This window comes from Streptomyces sp. NPDC096013, from assembly GCF_044763565.1.
GTDB lineage: Bacteria > Actinomycetota > Actinomycetes > Streptomycetales > Streptomycetaceae > Streptomyces.
The window spans coordinates 376,809-396,984 of record NZ_JBIWGK010000007.1; the positions used below are offsets into that span (position 1 = coordinate 376,809).

A 20,176-nucleotide genomic window follows, 5' to 3' on the forward strand; every position below is an offset into this window, starting at 1 on the left:
CCCCACTCGCCGTTGGCCGCTGAACCGGCACGGCGTGCCGCCACCCTGTCGACGCGCCCCCACTCGCCGTTGGCCGCTGAACCGGCACGGCGTGCCGCCACCCTGTCGACGCGCCCCCACTCGCCGTTGGCCGCTGAACCGGCACGGCGTGCTGGCGGGGCGCGGGGGCGTCCTCTCCGCCGGTCAGCTGGGGAATCGCCGTGACGGGTCCTCTCCCTGGGACCCGTTCCTTCGGGCCGCTCGCTCGCTTCTGAAACGGGCTGGAGCGGCCCTAGTCAAGGGTGGCCCGCAGGGCCATCGGCGCAGCCGACGCGCAGCGCAGCGGAGCGCCCTTTACTCGGGCCGCGGAAGCCCGACACTGCCAAGAAGCGGGCGGCCCGACCTTCACACGCCTATCCGCCGGACCCGATCCGATACGTGCCCGGCGTCTGGCCCATCGTGCGGCTGAACGTGTCGATGAAGGCACTGGTCGTGGCCCAGCCGCACTGATGCCCCGTCTCGCTGACCGTCGCCCCCTCCGCCAGGAGGACCATGGCGTGGAAGACGCGCACGTTGGTCCGCCACTGCGGATACGTCATGCCGAACTCGGTTCGGAACAACCGGGCCAGGGTGCGTTCGCTCACGCCGATGCGGCGGGCCAGCCAGGTGGCGGTGCGAGGCTGTCGTAGGTCGGCCGTGACCAGTGAACATGCCTGCTGGAGAAGGGGGTTGGTGGGCGTGGGCAGCGTCAGCGGTTCCACCAGGGCGCGGCGGAGCCGGTCCCGCAGGACCGCGCGCAGGCGGCGTGACTCCTGCCGCGGAAGATCCGGTTCGCTGCACGCGATGATCAGTTCGCGCACCAGGGCGTCCACGGCCACCACGACCGGCGTCACGGAGTCCAGCAGTACGTCATGGGCGGCGAAGCCGATGGTGTGCACGGAACTGTGTCCGTGCACCCGGTGCTGGTGCCAGACACCCGCGGGCAGCCAGATGGCACGCGCGCTGGACGCCACCCAGGACGCCTCGCCCGTCTGCACCGCCAGCACACCGGCACTGACGTAGAGCAGTTGGTGGTAGCCGTGCTGATGACGGCCGATGACATCACCCGCGAGGTGCGCGTGCGTGGTGTCCCGGGGTTCCGCCGCCGCCCCGTCCACCGCATCCGCCTGACCGTTTTCCGACATACGTCGGCAGAATAACGGAAGCGCCCCACCCGGCCGCCCTGCCAGCGTGAGGACCATGCCCCCGACACCCCCCGCTCCCGCCCCACCCGCACTGAAGACCCGCCTCGCGGACACGATGCGCGGTGTCGCGCTCGACACCCGACCGCTCCAACACCCCGTGTTCCGCCGTCTGTTGATGGGCCAGAGCGCGGCCTACGTCGGGACGATGGTCACCGACGTCACCATCCCGGTGCAGGTGTACGGGCTGTCCCGGTCGTCACTGTTCGTGGGGCTGACGGGCGTCGCCGGCCTCGTACCGCTCGTGGTCTTCGGGCTGTACGGCGGTGCCGTCGCCGACCGGTTCGACCGCCGTACGCTGTACCTCGCCTCGGCCTGTCTGACCTGGGTCGTCACGCTCGCCCTGCTGTTCCAGGCGGTCGCCGACGTGCGTTCCGTGCCGCTCATCCTCGGCCTGGTCGCCGTGCAGGCCGGCGCCTTCGCGGTGTCGTCCGCGGCCCGGGGCGCGATCATCCCGCGTATCGTGCCGACCCCGCTCGTGCCCGCCGCGAACACGCTGTACTTCACCGCCGGCACCATCGGACAGGTCGCCGGACCGCTCGTCGCGGGCGTCCTGATCTCCCTCCCGAACGGCTACAGCTGGGCGTACGGCGCGGACGCCGTGCTGTTCTCCCTCCTCCTCTGCTCCGCCCTGCGCCTCCCCTCGGTCAAGCCGATCGACGAGGGAGCCGCCCCCACGGGCGGGCTGCGCTCGGTGCTCGACGGGCTGCGGTTCATCGCCAGCGCCCCGGTGCTCTGGATGTCCTTCGCGGTCGACATCGCGGCGATGACCCTGGCCATGCCGACCGCGCTGTTCCCGCAGGCGGCGCAGACACGGTTCGGCGGCGGAGTCGGGCTGCTGTACTCGGCCATCGCGATCGGCTCGGTCGCGGCGGGCCTGTTCAGCGGCTGGATCGGACGCGTGCGGCGCCAGGGCAGGGCGCTCGCCATCGCCGTCGTCGCCTGGGCCACGGCGGTCGCCCTCGCGGGTACGGTCCACCAACTCCTTCCCGCCGTAGCCCTGTTGGCGGCGGCCGGAGCGGCCGACCTGGTCAGCGCCGTCTACCGTCAGACCATCCTCCAGACCTACGCCCCCGACGCCCTGCGCGGCCGGCTCCAGGGTGTCTTCACCGTCGTCGTCGCGGGCGGCCCCCGTCTCGGCGACCTCCGCGCCGGCGCCATGGCCTCCAGCACGGGCCTCGGCCTCGCGTGGACGGGCAGTGCGCTGCTGTGCGTGGTCGTCGTCATCGCGGGCGCGCTGCTGGTCCGCCCGTTCTGGCACTACGACGTCGCCGCCGCCCTGCCGGCGTCCTCACCGCCGTAGGCACACCAATGCCCTTGCCCGGCACTGGCTTACGATCCCCTCATGCCTCGTGCCCTCGTCCTCGGCGGAACCGGCCTCGTCGGACGGGCGACCGCGCTGCGGTTGCTGGGGCGCGGGTGGCAGGTGGACCTCGTCGGACGGGACCCCGCGCGGATGCCGGCCGAACTCACCTCCGCCGGAGCGAAGTTCATCGCGGCGGAACGTGCCGACCAGGCGCAGGTGCGGGCCGCTCTCGGCGCCGGTGCCGATCTGCTCGTCGACTGTCTCTGCTTCACCGCCGCCGACGCCCGGTCGTTGCTGCCGCTCGCCGCCGACTCCGTTTCCACCGTGGTGATATCGAGTCGCGCTGTGTACGTCGACGCGCAGGGCAACCACGTCAACTCGGATGTCCCGCCGCACTTCGCCACGCCGATCACCGAGGCCCAGCCGACGCTCGCACCGACGACCGCCATCGACCACCGCTCGCGCGAGGGGTACGGCGCGAACAAAGTCGCCGCCGAACAGGTCGTGCTGGAGAGCGGGTTGCCCGTCAGCGTGCTGCGGGCGTCGCGGATGCACGGGGTCGGGGCGTCCCCGGCGCGTGAATGGGCTGTCGTGAAGCGGGTGTTGGACGGGCGTACGGCCCTGCTGCTGGCCCGGCGAGGGGCCGGGGGCGTCCACACCACCGCCGCGGCGAATCTCGCCGCGCTCATCGAGACCGTCGCCCACCGGCCCGGCACCCGCGTCCTCAACTCCGCCGATCCGGACGCGCCCAGCGCCCTGGAGATCTGCCGGACCATCGCCGGGCATCTGGGTCATGAGTGGGAGGAGGTCCTGCTGGACGACACGGCACCGGCGGGTCTCGGCAGTACGCCCTGGGACTCCCCGCACCCGATCGTCCTCGACACCTCCGCCGCCACGGCACTCGGTCACCGGCCCGTCGGCACCTACGCGGCCACGATCGCGCCCGCACTGGACTGGCTGGTGGACGCGGCACGCGAGGGCCGGCCCCCGTCCGACGCCGACTACTTCGTGGGGTACTTCGACTACGCGGCCGAGGACGCGTTTCTCGCGAGGCGGCGGATCGGCGGGTGATGGTGCGGGCGGGTGACGGTGAGGGGCGGGAGCCTCACGGATGGAAGCGCCACCGGCCCTCGGAGATGACGTCCACCTTGCCGTCCCTGACGCGGATGGCCGTGTCGTCGTCGATGAAGTAGATCGGGAAGTCCGCCCGCTCGACGATGCGGTCGGCCCAGGCGTCGTCCCGTTCGGGGAAGTCCGGGGAGTACAGGTGCGGCTTGAGGTACCAGTCGAAGAGGCCGAACGGGGGCTCCACGGTCGTCGCGTCGAGCACGTGGAGGTCGGCGGTGTCCCCGATGACGTCGGCGGAGTGGCCGGTGAGATGGCGGCTGAAGACCATCGATCCCGCGCTGACCCCTACGTAGATCCGGTTCCGCAGCGCTTCGAGGAAACCGTCGGCCAGGCCGTTGCCGGTGATGCTGCGGGCGAGGTGGTAATGGTTGCCGCCCTCGACGTAGACGACATCGGCGTTGAGCAGCCGGTCGAGCACCAACTGCCTGGGCAGGCCGTTCAGTTCGAGGACGTCGAACTCGCGCCAGCCGAGGCCGTGCAGCCGGTTCAGGTCCGCGACGAACCACCCGTGGTCACCGGGCTCGGCGACGGATGCCGTGGGGACGTACACGACGTTCGCCGACCTGAACGGCTTTCCCAGCATGTCCCGCAGGGCGCCGCGCAGGGTGTCGTTGCGCAGGCCGCTCGCCGTCAGCAGAAGGTTCATCGGGCGAGCCAAGCACGGCCGCCGGACCCGCGCAACGCACCCTGAACGCGCCACTCACCCGGCACTCGGTCGCCGGTCCTCCGAGGCCCACTCGCCGAACCACTGCTCGGCGCCCCATGCCTCGTACCGCCCCACCTCGGTGAAGCCCAGTTTCGCCGCGAGGCGCATCGAGCGGGTGTTGGCGGTCTGGGTGCAGAGGACCACCGGTTCCCCGGGGAGCGCGGCGGCGAACCAGGCCAGCACCGCCCCGCACGCCTCGGCGGCGTAGCCCTGCCCCCATGCCTCCGGCAGGAAGAGGTAGCCGAGTTCGGGCTCCCCCGCGTCGGGGCGCACTTGGCTGCGGTACTCCGATCCGCGCCGGTTCAGCTCGACGGTGCCGATCATCGCTCCGTCGCGTTCGACCACGAAGTGGCCGGGGCGGCGGCCGGGCGTACCGGACATCGTGCGCTCCAGCTCGTCGCGGGGGCGCGGGCCGCCGACGTACGTCCCCACCTGCGGCGATGCGTGCAGCTCGATGAACGCCGCACGGTCGCGTGACTCGGACTCGCGGAGTACGAGGCGGTCGGTGCGTATCGGGGCGGGGGGCCAGGAGAGGGGGCCGAGTCCGGTCATGGCGGGCAACCTATCGCAGGCCCATGGCAATTCCGCCGCCCTGGTACTACCGTCGGAACCACCAGATCTCTGACTGAGTCAACTACCCTGAGCGAGCACCGGGGACTGATCATGACCGTGCAGGACATCCGCGCCTTCAACCGCTTCTACACGAACGTCATCGGCGCCCTCGACTACAGCCGCCACCTCTACGCCCCGTTCACCCTCACCGAGTCCCGCGTCCTGTACGAACTCGCGCGCTCCCCGCGCACGGACGCCGCCGATCTCCGCAGCGAACTCTCCCTGGACGCCGGGTATTTGAGCCGGATTCTGAACCGGTTCGAGCAGGACGGGCTGATCGAGCGGGCGCCCTCGCGGCGCGATCCGCGGCGGCGGCAGGTGACGCTCACCGCGCGCGGGCGGGAGACGGCCGACCTGCTGGCCGAGCGGGCGGACGAGTCCGTGGGGGCGCTGCTCGCGACCGTGCCGGACGCCGACCGGCCCCGGCTCGCCGAGGCGCTGCGTACCGTACGGACCCTGCTGTCGGCGTCGAACAGGCGCCGGCCGCGGCCCGAGGACGTCGTGCTGCGTGAGCCCGGGCCCGGTGACCTGGGCTGGATCGTGCAGCGGAACGCGGCGCTGTATGCCGCCGAGTACGACTTCAACGCCGACTACGAAGGGCTCGTGGCGCGGATCGTCGCCGATTTCGCCGAGGACCACGATCCGCATCTGGAGCGGGTGTGGATCGCCGAGCTGGACGGGCGGGCGGTGGGGTGCGTGATGTGCGTGCGGGACGACGCGCCGGGGACCGCCCGGCTACGGCTGCTGCTCGTCGAGCCGGACGCGCGGGGGCTGCGGATCGGGGACCAACTGGTGGGCGCGGTAATCGAGTTCGCGCGCGGGGTCGGCTATCGCGACCTCGTGCTGTGGACGAACGACATCCTCGGCGCCGCCCGCCGTATCTACCAGCGGCACGGTTTCGTGCTCACCGCCGAGAAGCCGCACCGCTCCTTCGGCCAGGATCTCGTCGGCCAGGACTGGCGGCTCGATCTGCTCCAGCGGCAGTAGTGAGCGGTGACGAGTAGGGTCCGTGGCATGAAGCTCGCCTTCTCCACCCTCGGTGTCCCCGGCCTCCCCGTGACCGACGTCCTGGACCTCGCCGTCACCCACGGCTACCACGGCGTCGAACTGCGCGCGCACCCCGAGGAGCCCGTGCACCCCGGTATCGACGCCGCCCAACGGGCCGACGTGGTCGCCGAGTTCAAGTCCGCCGGGGTCGAAGTCCTGGGCCTCGCCGGGTACGCACGCGTGGCCGCGCCGGGCGACGACGACGCCGTACTCGGCGAGATCCGTGAACTGCTCGAACTGGCAAGGGACGTGGGCGCGCCCTTCATCCGCGTCTTTCCCGGCGGCGGCACCGACCAGTCCGTCGAGGAGGCCGACGCCACGGCCGCGCGACGGCTCGGCACGGCGGCGGAATGGGGCGCCGACCTCGGCGTACGGGTACTCCTGGAGACCCACGACTCCCATCGCACCGGCGCGGACGCCCTGCGCGTCCTCGGTCGCGTCGGGCATCGGCAGGTCGGCGCCCTGTGGGACGTGATGCACACCTGGCTGGGCGGCGAACAGCCCTCGGAGACGGTCGCCGCGCTCGGCCCCTACCTCGGATATGTGCAGGTCAAGGACATCGCCTCGGCCGACGACACCACCCCGCTGCCGCTCGGCGCGGGGGCCCTGCCGCTCGCCGAGTGCGTCGAGGTGCTGTCCCGCCACGGGTGGGACGGCTGGCTGTGCTGGGAGTACGAGAAGCGCTGGTACGAGGCCGCCGCACCGCTGGCCGGACTGCTGGGCGCGGGGCACGATCATCTGTCCCGGCTGCTCAACGACTCGGCGTGAACCCGTAGAGACTCTGCGGGCACGGTCGTAGCGGACCCGCGGGCACGGTCGTAGCAGAGCTGCGGGCACGGTCGTAGCAGAGCCGCGGGCACAACCGTGGAAAACAGTTCGCCCGGTTCCGGAGCCGCGCTATAGGGTCCCCCGGTGCCCCGACAACCCGCCGCCCCGCGCGCTGCCGTGCCCGTGTCCTCATGAGTCCCGGTCTCGGCCGGACGTTGATCGACGTCCGGCCGTTGCGGACGTCTCCGGTGTTCCGGCGGCTGCTGGTCGGGCGGACGGTGTCCGTGCTCGGGGGGTTCATGACCCTGGTGACCGTCATGTACCAAATCTGGGACATGACCCACAGCACGGTCTGGACGGGCGCGGTCGGGCTGGCGAACGCGGTGCCGACGGTGGTCGTGGGGGTGTTCGCCGGGTCGTGGGTGGACCGGGGTGACCGGCGGCGCATCTTCCTCTTCAACACCGTCGCGCAGGCGGCCTGTTCGCTGCTCCTCGCCGTGCAGGGGTTCACCGGTCGCGTCCCGGTGCCCGGTGTGCTCGCGCTGGTCGCCGCGCAGTCGTGCTTCGGGGCGGTGGGCGGCCCGGCGTCGGGCGTGTTCATACCCCGGCTGCTGCCGAAGGAGCAGGTGGCGGCGGGCCTGGCGCTCAACAGGGTGTCCTTCACGACCATGATGCTCGTCGGCCCCGCGCTCGGCGGCCTGCTGATCGGCTGGGCGGGCATCGGCACCTGCTACCTGGTCGACGCCCTCACCTTCGCCCTCGGCTTCTACGGCGCTTTCGGCCTGCCCGCGCTGCCGCCCGAGGGCGAGCCGTCGCGGGGCGGACTGCACGGGGTGCTGGACGGGCTGCGTTTCGTGGCCGGCCACCGGGCGGTGCGCGGCGCGCTGCTCATCGACCTCGCGGCGACCGTCCTGGCGATGCCGACGAGCCTGTTCCCGCTGATCAACTCCGAGCGTTTCGGGGGCGATCCGCGCACGCTGGGCCTGTTCCTCTCGGCGATCTCGGTCGGCGGGATCACGGCGTCCGTGTTCTCCGGCGCGGTGACCCGGCTGGGCCGTCCCGGGCCGGTGATGCTGCTCGGCGCGGGTACCTGGGGCGTGGCGCTGGCGGTCTTCGGCCTGATGACGAACCCGTGGACGGGTCTGGCCTGCCTCGCGCTGGCCGGTGCCGCGGACTCCCTGTCCGTGATCTCCCGCAGCACGATCGTGCAGACCCACACCCCGGACGCCCTGCTGGGCCGCGTCTCCGCCGCCGAACAGATCGTCGGCCAGGCCGGGCCCAACCTCGGCAACCTCCGGGGCGGGCTGGTGGCCGGCTGGACCTCCGGTGCGACGGCCCTGGTCAGCGGCGGGGTGCTGTGCGTGCTCGCGGTGCTGGGCGTGGGGGCCTCCACCCCCGAACTGCGCGCCGGGGCGCGGGCCGCACCGGACGCCTCGTGAGCCGTGCGAGCCGCCCCTGCCCGACCCGCCGACACATCCGCCTACGCCGGCCGAGCCACCAGCCGCGTCGTCCCGTCCAGGCACCAGTCCAGCACCGCAGGCCACGCCCCGTACCCGGCGACCAGGTCCAAGTGGCCCGCCCCCGGGATGAGTTCGGTGGGCAGGCCGAACGGATCGCCGTACGCGACGCGGGCGTTCTCCGGACAGTGCGGGTCGTCGTCACCGGCGACGAGGCGGACGTCTCCCGGGAGGGTGAAGTCGGCGGCGGGCGGGGCGAATCCGGCGACCTCCGGATACTGGGCGACCACGGCACGCGAGGGCGGTCCGACCAGCAGCACCCGGTCCGCCTCGTCGCCCCGGACCTGCCCTCGGGCCACCGCGTGCAGCCAGAGCAGCGCCGACGCGCTGTGCCCGAGGACGACCCGCTCGGCGCCCCCGCTGTTGTTCAACTCGTCGAGACAGCGGGCGAGTTCACCCAGCCAGACGTCCAGGTCGGGGGCGTCGGGGTCGGGCAGCTGGGGGTAGACGACGTGGTGGCCGAGGTCGCCGAGCCGGTCGGCCAGCCAGTGCTGCCAGTGGTCCTTCGGGCGGTGGTTCTGCCAACCGTGCAGGATGAGGTAGGAGTTCATGAGGGCGATGGTTTCCGATCAGCGGCCGATCGGTCCAACTGAGCGCGTAGGCACCCCTGTTCGCCCCTGTATCCCTGTTCCCCCGGTATCCCTGTTCGCCCCCGCCCCTCATCCCGGCAACTGCCCCCGCAGCACCTCGAACGCCTCATGGAACCCGGGGAACGTCTTCCGCACACACCCCGGGTCGTCGAACGACATCCCCGGCGCCCGCAGCCCGGCGACCGCGAAGGACATGACGACGCGGTGGTCGCCGTAGGACTTGATCTCCGTGCCCGCGAGACCCGAAGCCCCCGCACCGGCCCGCACACCAGCACCTGTGCCGGCACCGCCCCCTGCCCCCGCCCCCGCCCCCGCCCCCGGCCGGATCTCGATCCAGTCGGGCCCCGTCTGCACCTCCACCCCCAACCGCCGGAGGTTCTCCGCACAGGCCTCCAGCCGGTCGCACTCCTTCACCCGGGTGTTCCCGACGTCCTCGATACGGACCGGCCCGGAGGCGAAGGGCGCGATCGCCGCCAGCGTCGGCATGGTGTCCGAGATGTCCCGCATGGTGACCGTGAGGCCGCGCAGCTCGCCCGTCCCCCGCACCCGGGTGCCCCGCGCGTCCGTCTCCACCTCCGCGCCCATCCGCCGCAGTACGTCGACGAAGCCCAGGTCGCCCTGGAGCGCGCCCGTGCCGAGGCCCGGGACCGTCACCTCGCCGCCCGTCAGCGCCGCCGCCGCGAAGAAGTAGCTCGCGGTGGACGCGTCCGGTTCGATCGCGTAGGTGGTGGCCCGGTAGCCCCCGGGAGGGACGACGTAGACGGAGCCCTCCGTGTGGACCTCCGCCCCGAACGCCCGTATCATCGCGATCGTGATCTCGACGTAGGGCGCGGAGACCAGGTCCGTGACCCTGACACGGAGACCCTTCCTGGTCAGGGGGCCGAGCAGGAGCAGGGCCGTCAGGTACTGGGAGGACTGGCCCGCGTCGAGCACCACCTCGCCGCCCTCCACACCCGCCGCCTCGATGCGCAGCGGATGGTGGCCCTCCGCCTCCTCGTGCCGCAGGTCGACGCCCAGGTCGCGCAGGGCCCGGGTCAGCGGAAGGAGCGGGCGGCGGCGCATCTGCGGGGAGGCGTCGAAGCGGAAGCTGCCGTGGCCGGCCGCCGCGAGGGTGGGCAGGAAGCGGGCGGTCGTCGCTCCGTCCCGGCAGTACACGTCCGCCACCGCGACCGCCGGGCCGTCCGGACGGCCGTCGATCTGCCAGACGTCCGGGGTCCGGCCCACGCGGTAGCCGAGCCGGGTCAGGCCCTCGGCGAAACCCTCGGTGTCGTCCGAACGGAGCGGGCGCCGGAGGGTGGTCACCCCGTCGGCGGCCGCCGCCAGGAACAGCGCGCGGGCGGTGATGGACTTGGAACCGGGGATGTCGACTACGGGCATGCCCTCATGATCGGACGGCGGCCGTCCGTCCCGCCGGGACGTCCACGGGATGGACCGCGGGTGTTCGCCCGCCGGTTCCTGTGCGTGACCGCATCCGTCCCGTTGTGCACGGGTTCACCAACTTCCGGGAATCGGGGCGGACCGGGGAACCCGGACCGCTGCCGCTTCGTCCAAGACGCATGCTGCCGGACGAGTCTCCGCGGTACGGCGTCGGCCTCGCTGCTGGCTGCGAACGCTGACCAACCCTCTCCTCCGTGCCGCGGCCGACAGCTTGCCGTCATCGGCGCGCCCCCCTCCAACTGCGCCGATGGCGGCCCCTCCGCCGATTTGCTGCGCGCTCCCTTGACTGGCGGAAACTTCCCGGATATTCGTGAAATCTTGGAAGTTTCCTTCACCGGATCATCTCCGGAAGGAGCGCACGTGCCCTCCAGACGTACCGTTCTCGCCGCGACCATGGGCGTCACCGCGTCCCTCGCGATCGGCGGCACCGCCCACGCCGACGACACGAGACTCCGCTCGCTGATCTCCCGCATGACGCTGCCCGAGAAGGTCGGCCAGCTGTTCGTGATGCGGGTCTACGGCCACTCCGCCACCGCCCCCGACCAGGCCGACATCGACGCCAACCTGAGCGAGATCGGCGTCCGCACGGCCGCCGAGCTGATCGCCAAGTACCGCGTCGGCGGCATCATCTACTTCACCTGGGCGCACAACACCCGCGACCCGCACCAGATCGCCGACCTCTCGAACGGCATCCAGAAGGCCTCCCTGAGCCAACCCCGAGGACTGCCCGTACTGGTCGCCACCGACCAGGAACACGGCATCGTCTGCCGCATCGGCGCCCCCGCGACCCTCTTCCCGGGCGCGATGGCGATCGGCGCCGGCGGCTCCCGCGAGGACGCCCGCACCCTGGGCCGGATCTCGGGCGCCGAACTGCGCGCGATGGGCGTCAACCAGGACTACTCCCCCGACGCCGACGTGAACGTCAACCCGGCCAACCCGGTCATCGGCGTACGGTCCTTCGGCGCCGACCCGGACGCGGTGGCCGGCCTCGTGGCCGCCGAGGTGAAGGGGTACCAGGGCAGCCGGGTGGCCGCCACCGCCAAGCACTTCCCGGGGCACGGGGACACCGCCGTGGACAGCCACTTCGGGTTCCCCGTCATCACCCACAGCCGGGAGGTGTGGGAGGCGCTCGACGCCGTGCCCTTCCGCGCGGCCGTGAAGGCGGGCATCGACTCGATCATGACCGCCCACATCATGGTCCCGGCGCTCGACGACTCCGGCGACCCGGCCACCCTCTCCCACCCGATCCTCACCGGCATCCTGCGCGGCGAACTCGGCTACGACGGCGTCGTGATCACCGACTCGCTGGGCATGGAGGGGGTGCGCCAGAAGTACGGGGACGACAGGGTGCCGGTGCTCGCGCTCAAGGCCGGGGTGGACCAGCTCCTCAACCCGCCGTCCCTGGACGTCGCCTGGAACGCCGTCCTGAAGGCGGTGCAGGACGGGGAGCTGACGGAGGCGCGGCTCGACGAGTCGATCCTGCGGGTGCTGCGGCTGAAGGCCAAGCTGGGCCTGTTCAAGGACGCCTACGTCAGCCGGGCGGGCGTGAGCCGCACGGTCGGGACCCGGTCCCATCTCGCCGCCGCCGACCGGATCGCCGAGCGGACCACCACCCTGCTGGTCAACGAGGAGGGGCTGCTGCCGCTGTCCCGTCACAGACACGGGAAGGTCCTGGTGGTCGGCGCCGATCCGGCCTCCCCCTCCGGCACCACGGGTCCGCCCACCGGTGTCCTCGCGGCGGCCCTCGGCGAGCTGGGGTTCACGGCGACCGCCCGGTCCACCGGTACCGCTCCCTCCGCCGCGACCGTCGCGGCGGCCGTCGCCGCGGCGCGTGAGGCGGACGCGGTGGTGGTGGCGACGTACAACGTCACGGCGGGCAGCCCCCAGCAGACGCTCGTCGAGCAACTCGTCGCCACCGGGCGGCCGGTCGTGGCCCTCGCCGTCCGCAACCCCTACGATGTTGCCCAACTGCCTTCGGTTACGGCCTACTTGGCGTCCTATTCCTGGACCGACGTCGAACTCCGGGCGGCGGCACGGGTGATCGCGGGCCGGGTCCGGCCGCGCGGGAAGCTCCCGGTGCCGGTGCAGCGCGCGGACGATCCGGCGCAGGTGCTGTATCCCGTGGGGCACGGGCTGTCGTACTAGGGGTACGTTCCCCACCCGCCCCACCCCCGCCGACTGGCCCAAAGACCCCCGCACGTCTGGCGTGCGCCCGCTGTCGCGGGTCACGCTGGGCGGGGGGCAGTCGGGGGGATCGATGCGTGAGAGATGGTGCGTGGGGGTGGTGTGCGCGGTACTGCTCACCGCCCTGACGAGCGGCTGTACGTCCGCGCGCGGCTCCGACGCGGGGGACAGCCGGCTCGACCCGAAGACCTCCGCCTCCCCCGTGGTCACCCAACCCTCCGGCTACGGCGCGGTGTTCCTCGCCGTCGACGAGTGCAGCTCCTTCGGCACGACGAGTTTCACCGAGGTGCCGTGCACCAGCGAACGGGCCTCCGCCCGGGTCATCGCCCGCTACGACGGCGAGGTGAGCGCCGGCCCCCGCTGCCCGGCGACGACCGACTTCGTGCTGCACATCGGCGCCCAGGGCTCCTCGGGCGCGGGCGGCGACGCGGTCATCCCCAGGGGCTACGCCTGCATGCGGAACCTGGAGCCGCCGCACCCCGGTGACCCGGGCGGCGGGGGCGGGCCCCGCACGATCGTCGGTGACTGCGTCTACGGCTCGGGCAGCGGGCAGGTCCGGGAGACCGCCTGCGACGGCTCGGGCACAAGGAAGCCGCAGTACAAGGTGGTCAAAGCCGTGCTCCGGCGCGCGAGTTGCCCCGCCTCGACCGCCCTGTACGTCCAGCTCGGCGGCGGCCGGCCCGTGGGCTGCGCCCGGCCGGTGTAGCCAGGTGGCCGTCAACGGCCGGGCGCGGTAGGGGTGTTGCTCAGGGCCGGAGCGTCGGCTCGCGCCGCACGTCCTGCCGGTCGAGCCGCGCGTCGTACGGTGCGAGGGGCTTCGCCTGGGCCGCGGTGGCGGCCGGGACGCCGGCCCAGGCCAGGATGCGGGCGGTGGCGAGCGCCTTCTGGTCGGCGGTCAGGCCGGCGACGTTCGCGCCGTGGTTGAGGCCGGGCGCGGTGAAGACGTAGGAGTCCTTCGCGCCCTTGCCGACGGCGAAGCGCTCGGCGCCCCACGGGTCGTTCTGGCCGTAGACGAAGAGCATGTGGTCGGCGTGGTGGCGGACCCAGCTGTCCACGTCCCGCATCGCGTGCGGCCGGAACCTCATCGGGATGGAGCGGGGGACGAAGGTGCGGGGCTGCTGGTAGCCGTAGCGGAGGTACTTCTTCTCGATGTACGGGAAGTGGATGGTGGGGGCGCCGAGTTGGGTGCCCGCCTGGTAGTAGTACGGGGTGTACGGGGCCAGGCCCTGGTCGGTGTAGAAGGAGAAGCCGGAGATCGTGTCGACCGAGGTCCAGATCTCGTCGTCGGTGGCGGTCGGCGCGTTCGCCGGGACGGTGTCGCAGTCGGCGAGCAGGCTGTACTGCCAGAAGCCCCAGACGTAGTCGAGGACGACGGCCTCGAATGCCTTGTCGAGGCTGCCGACGGTGGTGAAGGTGTAGCCGTTCTCGGCCGCGTACGCCGCGTACTTCTTCTCCAGCGGGCCCCTGCGCACCAGCGCCTCGCGCTGCACGGCGTCCAGGCGGTCGCGGCACTCCTTGGTGCCGACCTCGGTGAAGAAGCGGTCGTAGGCCGAATCCTCGTCGTTCACCACGTCGTTGGGGGCGACGTAGGCGACGACACCGTCCATGTCACGCGGGTAGAACCGCTCGAAGTAGGTGGCCGTCATACCGCCCTTGGAGCCGCCGGTGGCGATCCAGTTCTCGGTGTAGATCGGCTTGAGGGCCGTGAAGACGCGGTGCTGGTCGCTCGCCGCCTGCCAGATGTCGAGCTTGGACCAGTCGGCCGGTTCGGGGCGGGACGGGGTGAAGTAGCGGTATTCCAGGGAGACCTGGTTGGCGTCCGCGATGCGGGTCGGTTCGCTGCGGCCGGGTGTCGTCGAGACGTTGTAGCCGCTGGTGTAGAAGACCGTCGGGCGGGAGACGTCCTTGTGCAGCACGGTGATCCGCTGCTGGAAGGTGCCCTTGGACGGGTGCCGGTGGTCGACCGGCTGGGTGTAGTCCAGGACGAAGTAGCGGTAGCCGGTGTACGGCTTCTCCTCGACCAGGCTCATGCCGGGTATCGCCAGCAACCGGTCCTTGATGTCCGTGACCTGGGCGGTTCGGCCGGCCTGGGCGGCGGTGGCCACCCCGGCCGTGCTCAGCGTGCCGATGAGCACGGTGAGCGCGAGCAGCCATCTGAGCGCCTTGCGCATGCATACTCCCCTGTGAGGCAGTTGTGAACGGGAAGCTAGCGGAGCAACTCCCGTCACACCAGAGGAGGTTGTGCGGCCATGGCGCCGCGCCCGCGGTTCAGCACATCCAGCCGGAGCTGACCGAGCCGCCGCCGACCGCGCCCTTCACCAGGACGCACCGGTGGCCGGCGTGCACGGTGACGGGTCCGGCCCGGCGCGTGTACCGGCCGCGGTCGACGACCGGGCGGTTGCCGCGCGCCTGCACGCTGACCGACATCGTGCGCCTGGCGCCGACCCTCTTCGGGACGGTGTACGCGCAGACGTAGTCCCCCCGACGGAAGACGTGGACGGTGCCGGTGGAGAAGGGCAGCGTCTCCACCTCCTGCCCCGGGCAGACCGACGCCGCCCGGGCGGTGCCGGGGGCGGCGAGCGCGAGCAGTCCGGACGTGGTGAGCACGGCCGTGCCGAGCGCCACCCGCCGTCTTAGCGCACCCATGTCCACAGTCATCCCTCCCGCACAGCAGCCGGACAGCGTACTGATGTACGGACGCAGGACGTACGTCGCATGGTTGCGCGGGGCTCAGCGGGGCGCCGCGACCGGCTCCTCCGTCTCGGGCGCCCCGACGAAGGTGCGCCACAGTTCGGCGTAGTACCCGTCGAGCGCGAGCAGCTCGTCGTGGGTGCCGTCCTCGACGACCCTGCCGTGGTCCATCACCACGACCCGGTCCGCGCGGGCCGCGGTCGTCAGGCGGTGGGCCACGACGAGGGTGGTACGGCGGCCCGCGAGGCGGTCGGTGGCCTGGTTGACCTGGGCTTCCGTGGCCAGGTCAAGGGCCGCCGTGGCCTCGTCGAGGAGGAGGATGTCGGGGTCGACGAGCTCCGCCCGGGCCAGGGCGATCAGCTGGCGCTGGCCCGCCGAGAGGTTGCGGCCGCGCTCGGCGACCTCGTGGAGGTAGCCGCCGTCGAGCGTCGCGATCATCTCGTGGGCGCCGACCGCGCGGGACGCGGCCTCCACCTCGGCGTCGGTGGCGTCGGGGCGGCCGTAGGCGATGGCGTCGCGGACGGTGCCCTGGAAGAGATACGCCTCCTGGGGGACTACCCCGAGGTGGTGGCGGTACGACGTGATGTCCAGGGCGCGCAGGTCGGTGCCGTCGACGGTGACCCGGCCGCCGGTCGGGTCGTAGAAGCGGGCGACCAGTTTCACCAGCGTCGACTTGCCCGCGCCGGTCTCGCCGACGAAGGCGACCGTCTGGCCCGCGGGGATGCTCAACCGCACGCCTCCGATGGCCTCTTCGTCGTCGCCGTACGCGAAGTGCACGTCCTCGAAGGCGATGTCGCCCCGCAGGGAGAGGACTTCGAGGGGTTCGTCGGCGGCCCGGGTGGACGTCGGTTCCTGGAGCAGCTCCTGGATGCGGCCGAGGGAGACGGTGGCCTGCTGGTAGCCGTCGAAGACCTGGGAGAGCTGCTGGACCGGGGCGAAGAACAGGTCGATGTAGAGGAGGTAGGCGACCAGCGCGCCGGTCGTCAGGGTCGCGGCGTCCACCCTGCCCGCGCCCGCGATCAGCACGGCAGCGGCCGCCACCGACGACAGCAGCTGGACGAAGGGGAAGTAGATGGAGATCAGCCACTGGCCCCGGGTGCGGGCCTCGCGGTAGCTGCTGCTGCGCTCGGCGAAGCGCCGGCCGCCGTCCTTCTCGCGCCGGAACGCCTGCACGATCCGCAGCCCCGACACCGACTCCTGGAGGTCGGCGTTGACCAACGAGACGCGTTCGCGGGCGAGTTCGTACGCCTTCACGCTCGCCCGGCGGAAGAAGAAGGTCGCGATGATCAGCGGCGGGAGGGTCGCGAACACGACAAGCGCGAGCTGGAGGTCGATGACCAGCAGGGCGACCATGATGCCGAAGAAGGTGACGACCGAGACGAACGCCGTGACCAGGCCGGTCTGGAGGAAGGACGAGAGGGCGTCGACGTCCGTCGTCATCCTCGTCATGATCCGGCCGGTCAACTCCCGCTCGTAGTAGTCGAGTCCGAGGCGCTGGAGCTGGGCGAAGATCTTCAGGCGCAGGGTGTAGAGGACCCGTTCGCCGGTACGGCCGGTCATACGGGTCTCGCCGCGCTGGGCCGCCCACTGCACGACCACCGCCAGCAGAGCCAGCATCGAGGCCGACCAGACCGCGCCGATCGCCATCTTGCTGACGCCCTGGTCGATGCCGTGCCGGATCATGATCGGCAGGAGCAGGCTCATGCCCGCGTCCACGGCGACCAGGCCGAGGCTGATCAGCAGCGGGGCGCCGAACCCGCGCAGCAGCCGGCGCAGCCCGTACGAGTCCTCGGGGCGCACCGCGCGTGCCTCGTCGATGTCGGGGGTGTCGGTCGCCGGGGGCAACGCGTCGACCTGGGCGAGGAGTTCGGGCGTCGCGGGCATCCCGGACAGCGCGGTGTCCTTGGGCTCGCGGTCACCGGTCCACAGCCGGGGCGTGACCCCGCGCTCGGCGTCGAACTCCGCGTCCAGCTCGTCGCGTACGGAGGTGTCCTCGGCCGGTGCGGCGGCCTGGGTGTGGCCGGGCGAGACGCCGCCGAGTTCGTCGGGGTCGGTGAGGAGGCGGCGGTAGAGCGGTGAGCGCTGCTGGAGTTCGTCGTGCGTGCCGATGTCGGCGAGGCGGCCCCCGTCGAGGACGGCGATGCGGTCGGCGAGGTTGAGGGTGGAGCGGCGGTGCGCGATGAGGAGGGTTGTGCGGCCCCGCATGACCTGTTTCAGGGCCTCGTGGATCTCGTGCTCGACGCGGGCGTCCACCGCCGAGGTCGCGTCGTCCAGGACCAGCAGGCGCGGGTCGGTGAGGATGGCGCGGGCGAGGGCGACGCGCTGGCGCTGGCCGCCGGAGAGGGTGAGGCCGTGCTCGCCGACCTTCGTGTCGTAGCCCGCGGGGAGTTCCTGGATGAACCGGTCGGCCTGGGCGGCGCGCGCGGCGGTGAGGATCTCGTCCTCGGTCGCGTCGGGGCGGCCGTAGGCGATGTTGTTGCGGACCGTGTCGGAGAAGAGGAAGGAGTCCTCGGGTACCAGGCCGATCGCGGCGCGCAGGGAGTCGAGGGTGAGTTCGCGGACGTCGTGGCCGCCGACGAGGACGGCGCCGTGGGTGACGTCGTAGAAGCGCGGGAGGAGGAGCGAGACCGTGGATTTGCCGGAGCCGGAGGAGCCGACGACCGCGAGGGTCTCGCCGGGGCGGATCTCGAAGCTGAGGCCCTTGAGGACTGGGCGCTCGTGGTCGTAGCCGAAGGAGACGTCGTCGAACTCGACCGTGGCCGGGGCGTCGGCGGGGAGTTCCCTGGTGCCGTCCGTCATCGACGGCTCGGTGTCGATCAGTTCGAGGACGCGTTCGGTGCCGGCGCGGGCCTGCTGGCCGACGGTGAGGACCACGGCGAGCATGCGGACCGGGCCGACGAGCTGGGCGAGGTAGGTGGAGAAGGCGACGAACGTGCCGAGGGTGATGTGCCCGCGTACCGCGAGCCAGCCGCCGAGCGCGAGCATCGCGACCTGGCCGAGGGCGGGGACGGCCTGGAGGGCGGGGGTGTAGCGGGCGTTCTGCCGGATCGTACGTAGGCGGCCCGCGTAGAGGCGGCGGCCGACCTCGCGGAGCTTTCCGGTCTCCTGGTCCTCCTGGCCGAAGCCCTTCACCACGCGTACGCCGCTGACGGCGCCGTCGACGACTCCCGCGACGGCGGCGGCCTGGGCCTGCGCGTACCAGGTGGAGGGGTGCAGCTTGCTGCGGCTGCGCTTGGCGATCCAGCCGAGGGCGGGGGCGACGGCCAGGGCGACCAGGGTCAGCGGGAGGGACAGCGAGGCCATGATCGCGAGGGAGAGCGCGAAGAGGAGGACGTTCCCGATGGTCATCGGGAGCATGAAGAGCAGGCCCTGGATCAGCTGGAGGTCGCTGGTGGCGCGGCCGACGACCTGGCCGGTGGACAGCTCGTCCTGGCGGCGGCCGTCGAGGCGGGTGATCGTCCCGTACATCTCGGTGCGCAGGTCGTGCTGGACGTCCAGGGCGAGCCGTCCGCCGTAGTAGCGGCGGACGTAGGCGCAGACGTAGACGAGGATCGCGGCGACGATCAGGGCGCCTGCCCAGGGGGCCATGGAGCGGGTGTGGCCGGTGATCACGTCGTCGATGATCACCTTGGTGACCAGGGGGACGAGGGCCATGACCGCCATGCCCGCGAGGGAGGCGCCCAGGGCGAGAACGACGTCCTTGGGGTAGCGCCACGCGTATCCGGCGAGCCTTCGGGCCCAGCCTTGTGTCTCCCCCTGTTTCGCTGCCACGCGGTGCCTTCCGTTCGCCCCTGATCAGCCGGTCTTACGGAAGGCACCAACGCGGATCGAAGCGGATTTCATCCCTCCGCAACATTGCGGTTCGCCTACGAAGCGGGGGTCGTCCGTACCCGGAGGTAATAGAAGCGGGTCGTCTGGACCGCGTTCTGGTTGTCGTCGCTCACCAGCAGCACCTTGTAGCGGCCCTTCTCCTTCCCCGTGATCACCATGCCCTCGATGTTGTCGAGGAGGGGGTTGGCCTGGGGCTGCTTCGCGGTCGCGCCGAGGGACGGGCAGTCCGCGATGTCGGCGAGCAGGGTCTTCTTGATCAGGCGGACTCCGGGCTGGCCGGTGAGGTGGTCGATGCCGCTGGTGTCCGTGGCGTGGCGCGGGTCGGCCAGGTAGAGGCGGACCGTGTTGCCGACACCGCTGGTGAAGCCGCGCTCCAGGACGAGGAGGCGGCCGTCGGGCAGGGCCTGCACCTCGGGGACGCCGAGGAAGGCCGCGTCGGTCTTGTACGCGTACTGCGTGGCGAGCTCGAAGTGGTCGCTCTTGGTCCGGGTCCAGGTCTGGAAGCGGACGGCGCCGGAGGTGTCGCCGGCGATCGGGTACTCCATCGACGCGAGGAGCGTACGGCCGCCGGGCAGCAGGGTCAGGCCCTCGAAGGTCTGGTTGGAGACGGCCCGGCCGGCCGGGGCGACCAGCAGCGAGGACGGGACCGGGAGGCGGTCGAGGATCTTGCCGTCGACGGAGTAGCGGCGGATCGACGGCTCGGTCTCGGAGGTGATGAGGCGCGTGCCGTCCCGGTCGACGACCAGGCCCTCGGAGTCGAGCGCGGCGCCGTTCTCGTCGGCGAGCGGGACGACCCGCTTCGGCTGGAGGGTCCTCGCGTCCAGGTCGAACAGGGAGGAACGGTCCTCCAGGGCGGCCAGCGAGCCGTCCTTGTCCAGCGCGAGCGCGGAGAAGTTGCCGACGAAGGTGCCGTCGTACGTCGTCTTGTCGAGCGCGTCGGAGAAGCGGTCGATCGAGACGGACGACGAACAGGCATTGGCGGTGCGGGAGTTGGTGGTCCCGGTGCTGACGGCGGTCGCGGGCCCGGCGGCGGTGAGGCAGGTGGCCGCCGCCAGGCCGGCGGTCGCGGTCGCGAGTACGGTTCTCAGGCGCATGGGCGTCACCGTAGGACGGACGGGTGACATGCGGGAGACCGCGCA

General features: G+C 72.0%; 16 protein-coding genes. 7 read left to right on the top strand and 9 right to left on the bottom strand.

Going from position 1 to position 20,176, the window contains the following annotated elements:
• Positions 1 to 392: 392 nt before the first annotated feature.
• Complete coding sequence (locus ACIRB1_RS25240) at positions 393 to 1,163, bottom strand: AraC family transcriptional regulator (protein ID WP_403467059.1); 771 nt, start codon at positions 1,161 to 1,163, stop codon at positions 393 to 395.
• Between the two features lie 55 nt (positions 1,164 to 1,218).
• On the opposite strand from ACIRB1_RS25240, the gene ACIRB1_RS25245 reads away from it, so the two are divergent.
• Entirely contained in the window at positions 1,219 to 2,523 is a 1,305-nt protein-coding gene (locus tag ACIRB1_RS25245; protein ID WP_403467060.1) for an MFS transporter, read from the top strand.
• A gap of 42 nt (positions 2,524 to 2,565) precedes the next feature.
• Entirely contained in the window at positions 2,566 to 3,597 is a 1,032-nt protein-coding gene (locus tag ACIRB1_RS25250) for an NAD-dependent epimerase/dehydratase family protein (protein WP_403467061.1), read from the top strand.
• 34 nt (positions 3,598 to 3,631) lie between these two features.
• Here ACIRB1_RS25250 and ACIRB1_RS25255 read toward each other — a convergent pair whose 3' ends face one another.
• The gene (locus ACIRB1_RS25255; protein ID WP_403467062.1) at positions 3,632 to 4,300 is read right to left on the bottom strand and encodes a Type 1 glutamine amidotransferase-like domain-containing protein; all 669 of its coding nucleotides are present in this window, start codon (positions 4,298 to 4,300) and stop codon (positions 3,632 to 3,634) included.
• Positions 4,301 to 4,354: 54 nt separating this feature from the next.
• A complete protein-coding gene (locus tag ACIRB1_RS25260; RefSeq protein WP_403467063.1) occupies positions 4,355 to 4,912 on the bottom strand; it encodes a GNAT family N-acetyltransferase in 558 nt (185 codons plus the stop codon).
• Between the two features lie 111 nt (positions 4,913 to 5,023).
• Between ACIRB1_RS25260 and ACIRB1_RS25265 the strand changes: the two genes are divergently transcribed.
• The 3 genes from ACIRB1_RS25265 to ACIRB1_RS25275 all read left to right on the top strand — a co-directional run bounded on the left by ACIRB1_RS25265 (position 5,024) and on the right by ACIRB1_RS25275 (position 8,226).
• Positions 5,024 to 5,959 carry a GNAT family N-acetyltransferase gene (locus ACIRB1_RS25265; RefSeq protein ID WP_403467064.1) on the top strand — a complete coding sequence of 312 codons (936 nt, stop codon included), beginning with the start codon at positions 5,024 to 5,026 and terminating at the stop codon, positions 5,957 to 5,959.
• Between the two features lie 27 nt (positions 5,960 to 5,986).
• Positions 5,987 to 6,787 (top strand): sugar phosphate isomerase/epimerase family protein, encoded by an 801-nt coding sequence (locus ACIRB1_RS25270; protein ID WP_352184451.1) that lies wholly within the window; start codon positions 5,987 to 5,989, stop codon positions 6,785 to 6,787.
• A 191-nt stretch (positions 6,788 to 6,978) separates the two neighbouring features.
• Complete coding sequence (locus ACIRB1_RS25275; RefSeq protein ID WP_352184450.1) at positions 6,979 to 8,226, top strand: MFS transporter; 1,248 nt, start codon at positions 6,979 to 6,981, stop codon at positions 8,224 to 8,226.
• A 41-nt stretch (positions 8,227 to 8,267) separates the two neighbouring features.
• Here the strand turns inward: ACIRB1_RS25275 and ACIRB1_RS25280 are convergent, their stop codons facing one another.
• Together ACIRB1_RS25280 and aroA are read right to left on the bottom strand one after the other, a co-directional pair.
• Positions 8,268 to 8,855 (bottom strand): alpha/beta hydrolase, encoded by a 588-nt coding sequence (locus tag ACIRB1_RS25280; RefSeq protein WP_352184449.1) that lies wholly within the window; start codon positions 8,853 to 8,855, stop codon positions 8,268 to 8,270.
• A gap of 108 nt (positions 8,856 to 8,963) precedes the next feature.
• Positions 8,964 to 10,271, bottom strand: coding sequence for a 3-phosphoshikimate 1-carboxyvinyltransferase (aroA, locus tag ACIRB1_RS25285; RefSeq protein WP_403467065.1), 1,308 nt, complete (start codon positions 10,269 to 10,271; stop codon positions 8,964 to 8,966).
• Between the two features lie 420 nt (positions 10,272 to 10,691).
• Between aroA and ACIRB1_RS25290 the strand changes: the two genes are divergently transcribed.
• Positions 10,692 to 12,476 (top strand): glycoside hydrolase family 3 protein, encoded by a 1,785-nt coding sequence (locus ACIRB1_RS25290; RefSeq protein ID WP_352184447.1) that lies wholly within the window; start codon positions 10,692 to 10,694, stop codon positions 12,474 to 12,476.
• A 112-nt stretch (positions 12,477 to 12,588) separates the two neighbouring features.
• Complete coding sequence (locus tag ACIRB1_RS25295) at positions 12,589 to 13,221, top strand: hypothetical protein (protein WP_403467066.1); 633 nt, start codon at positions 12,589 to 12,591, stop codon at positions 13,219 to 13,221.
• 40 nt (positions 13,222 to 13,261) lie between these two features.
• On the opposite strand, the gene ACIRB1_RS25300 is transcribed toward ACIRB1_RS25295, so the two are convergent.
• From ACIRB1_RS25300 to ACIRB1_RS25315, 4 genes are all read right to left on the bottom strand, one after another.
• Positions 13,262 to 14,686, bottom strand: coding sequence for a S28 family serine protease (locus ACIRB1_RS25300; protein ID WP_403467067.1), 1,425 nt, complete (start codon positions 14,684 to 14,686; stop codon positions 13,262 to 13,264).
• A gap of 97 nt (positions 14,687 to 14,783) precedes the next feature.
• On the bottom strand, positions 14,784 to 15,173 hold the full coding sequence (locus ACIRB1_RS25305) for a hypothetical protein (protein WP_403467068.1): 390 nt from the start codon (positions 15,171 to 15,173) through the stop codon (positions 14,784 to 14,786).
• A 72-nt stretch (positions 15,174 to 15,245) separates the two neighbouring features.
• Positions 15,246 to 18,977 (bottom strand): ABC transporter ATP-binding protein, encoded by a 3,732-nt coding sequence (locus ACIRB1_RS25310; protein ID WP_403467069.1) that lies wholly within the window; start codon positions 18,975 to 18,977, stop codon positions 15,246 to 15,248.
• A 95-nt stretch (positions 18,978 to 19,072) separates the two neighbouring features.
• Positions 19,073 to 20,131, bottom strand: a complete 1,059-nt coding sequence (locus ACIRB1_RS25315) for an esterase-like activity of phytase family protein (RefSeq protein WP_352184443.1) — start codon at positions 20,129 to 20,131, stop codon at positions 19,073 to 19,075.
• Positions 20,132 to 20,176: the final 45 nt, after the last annotated feature.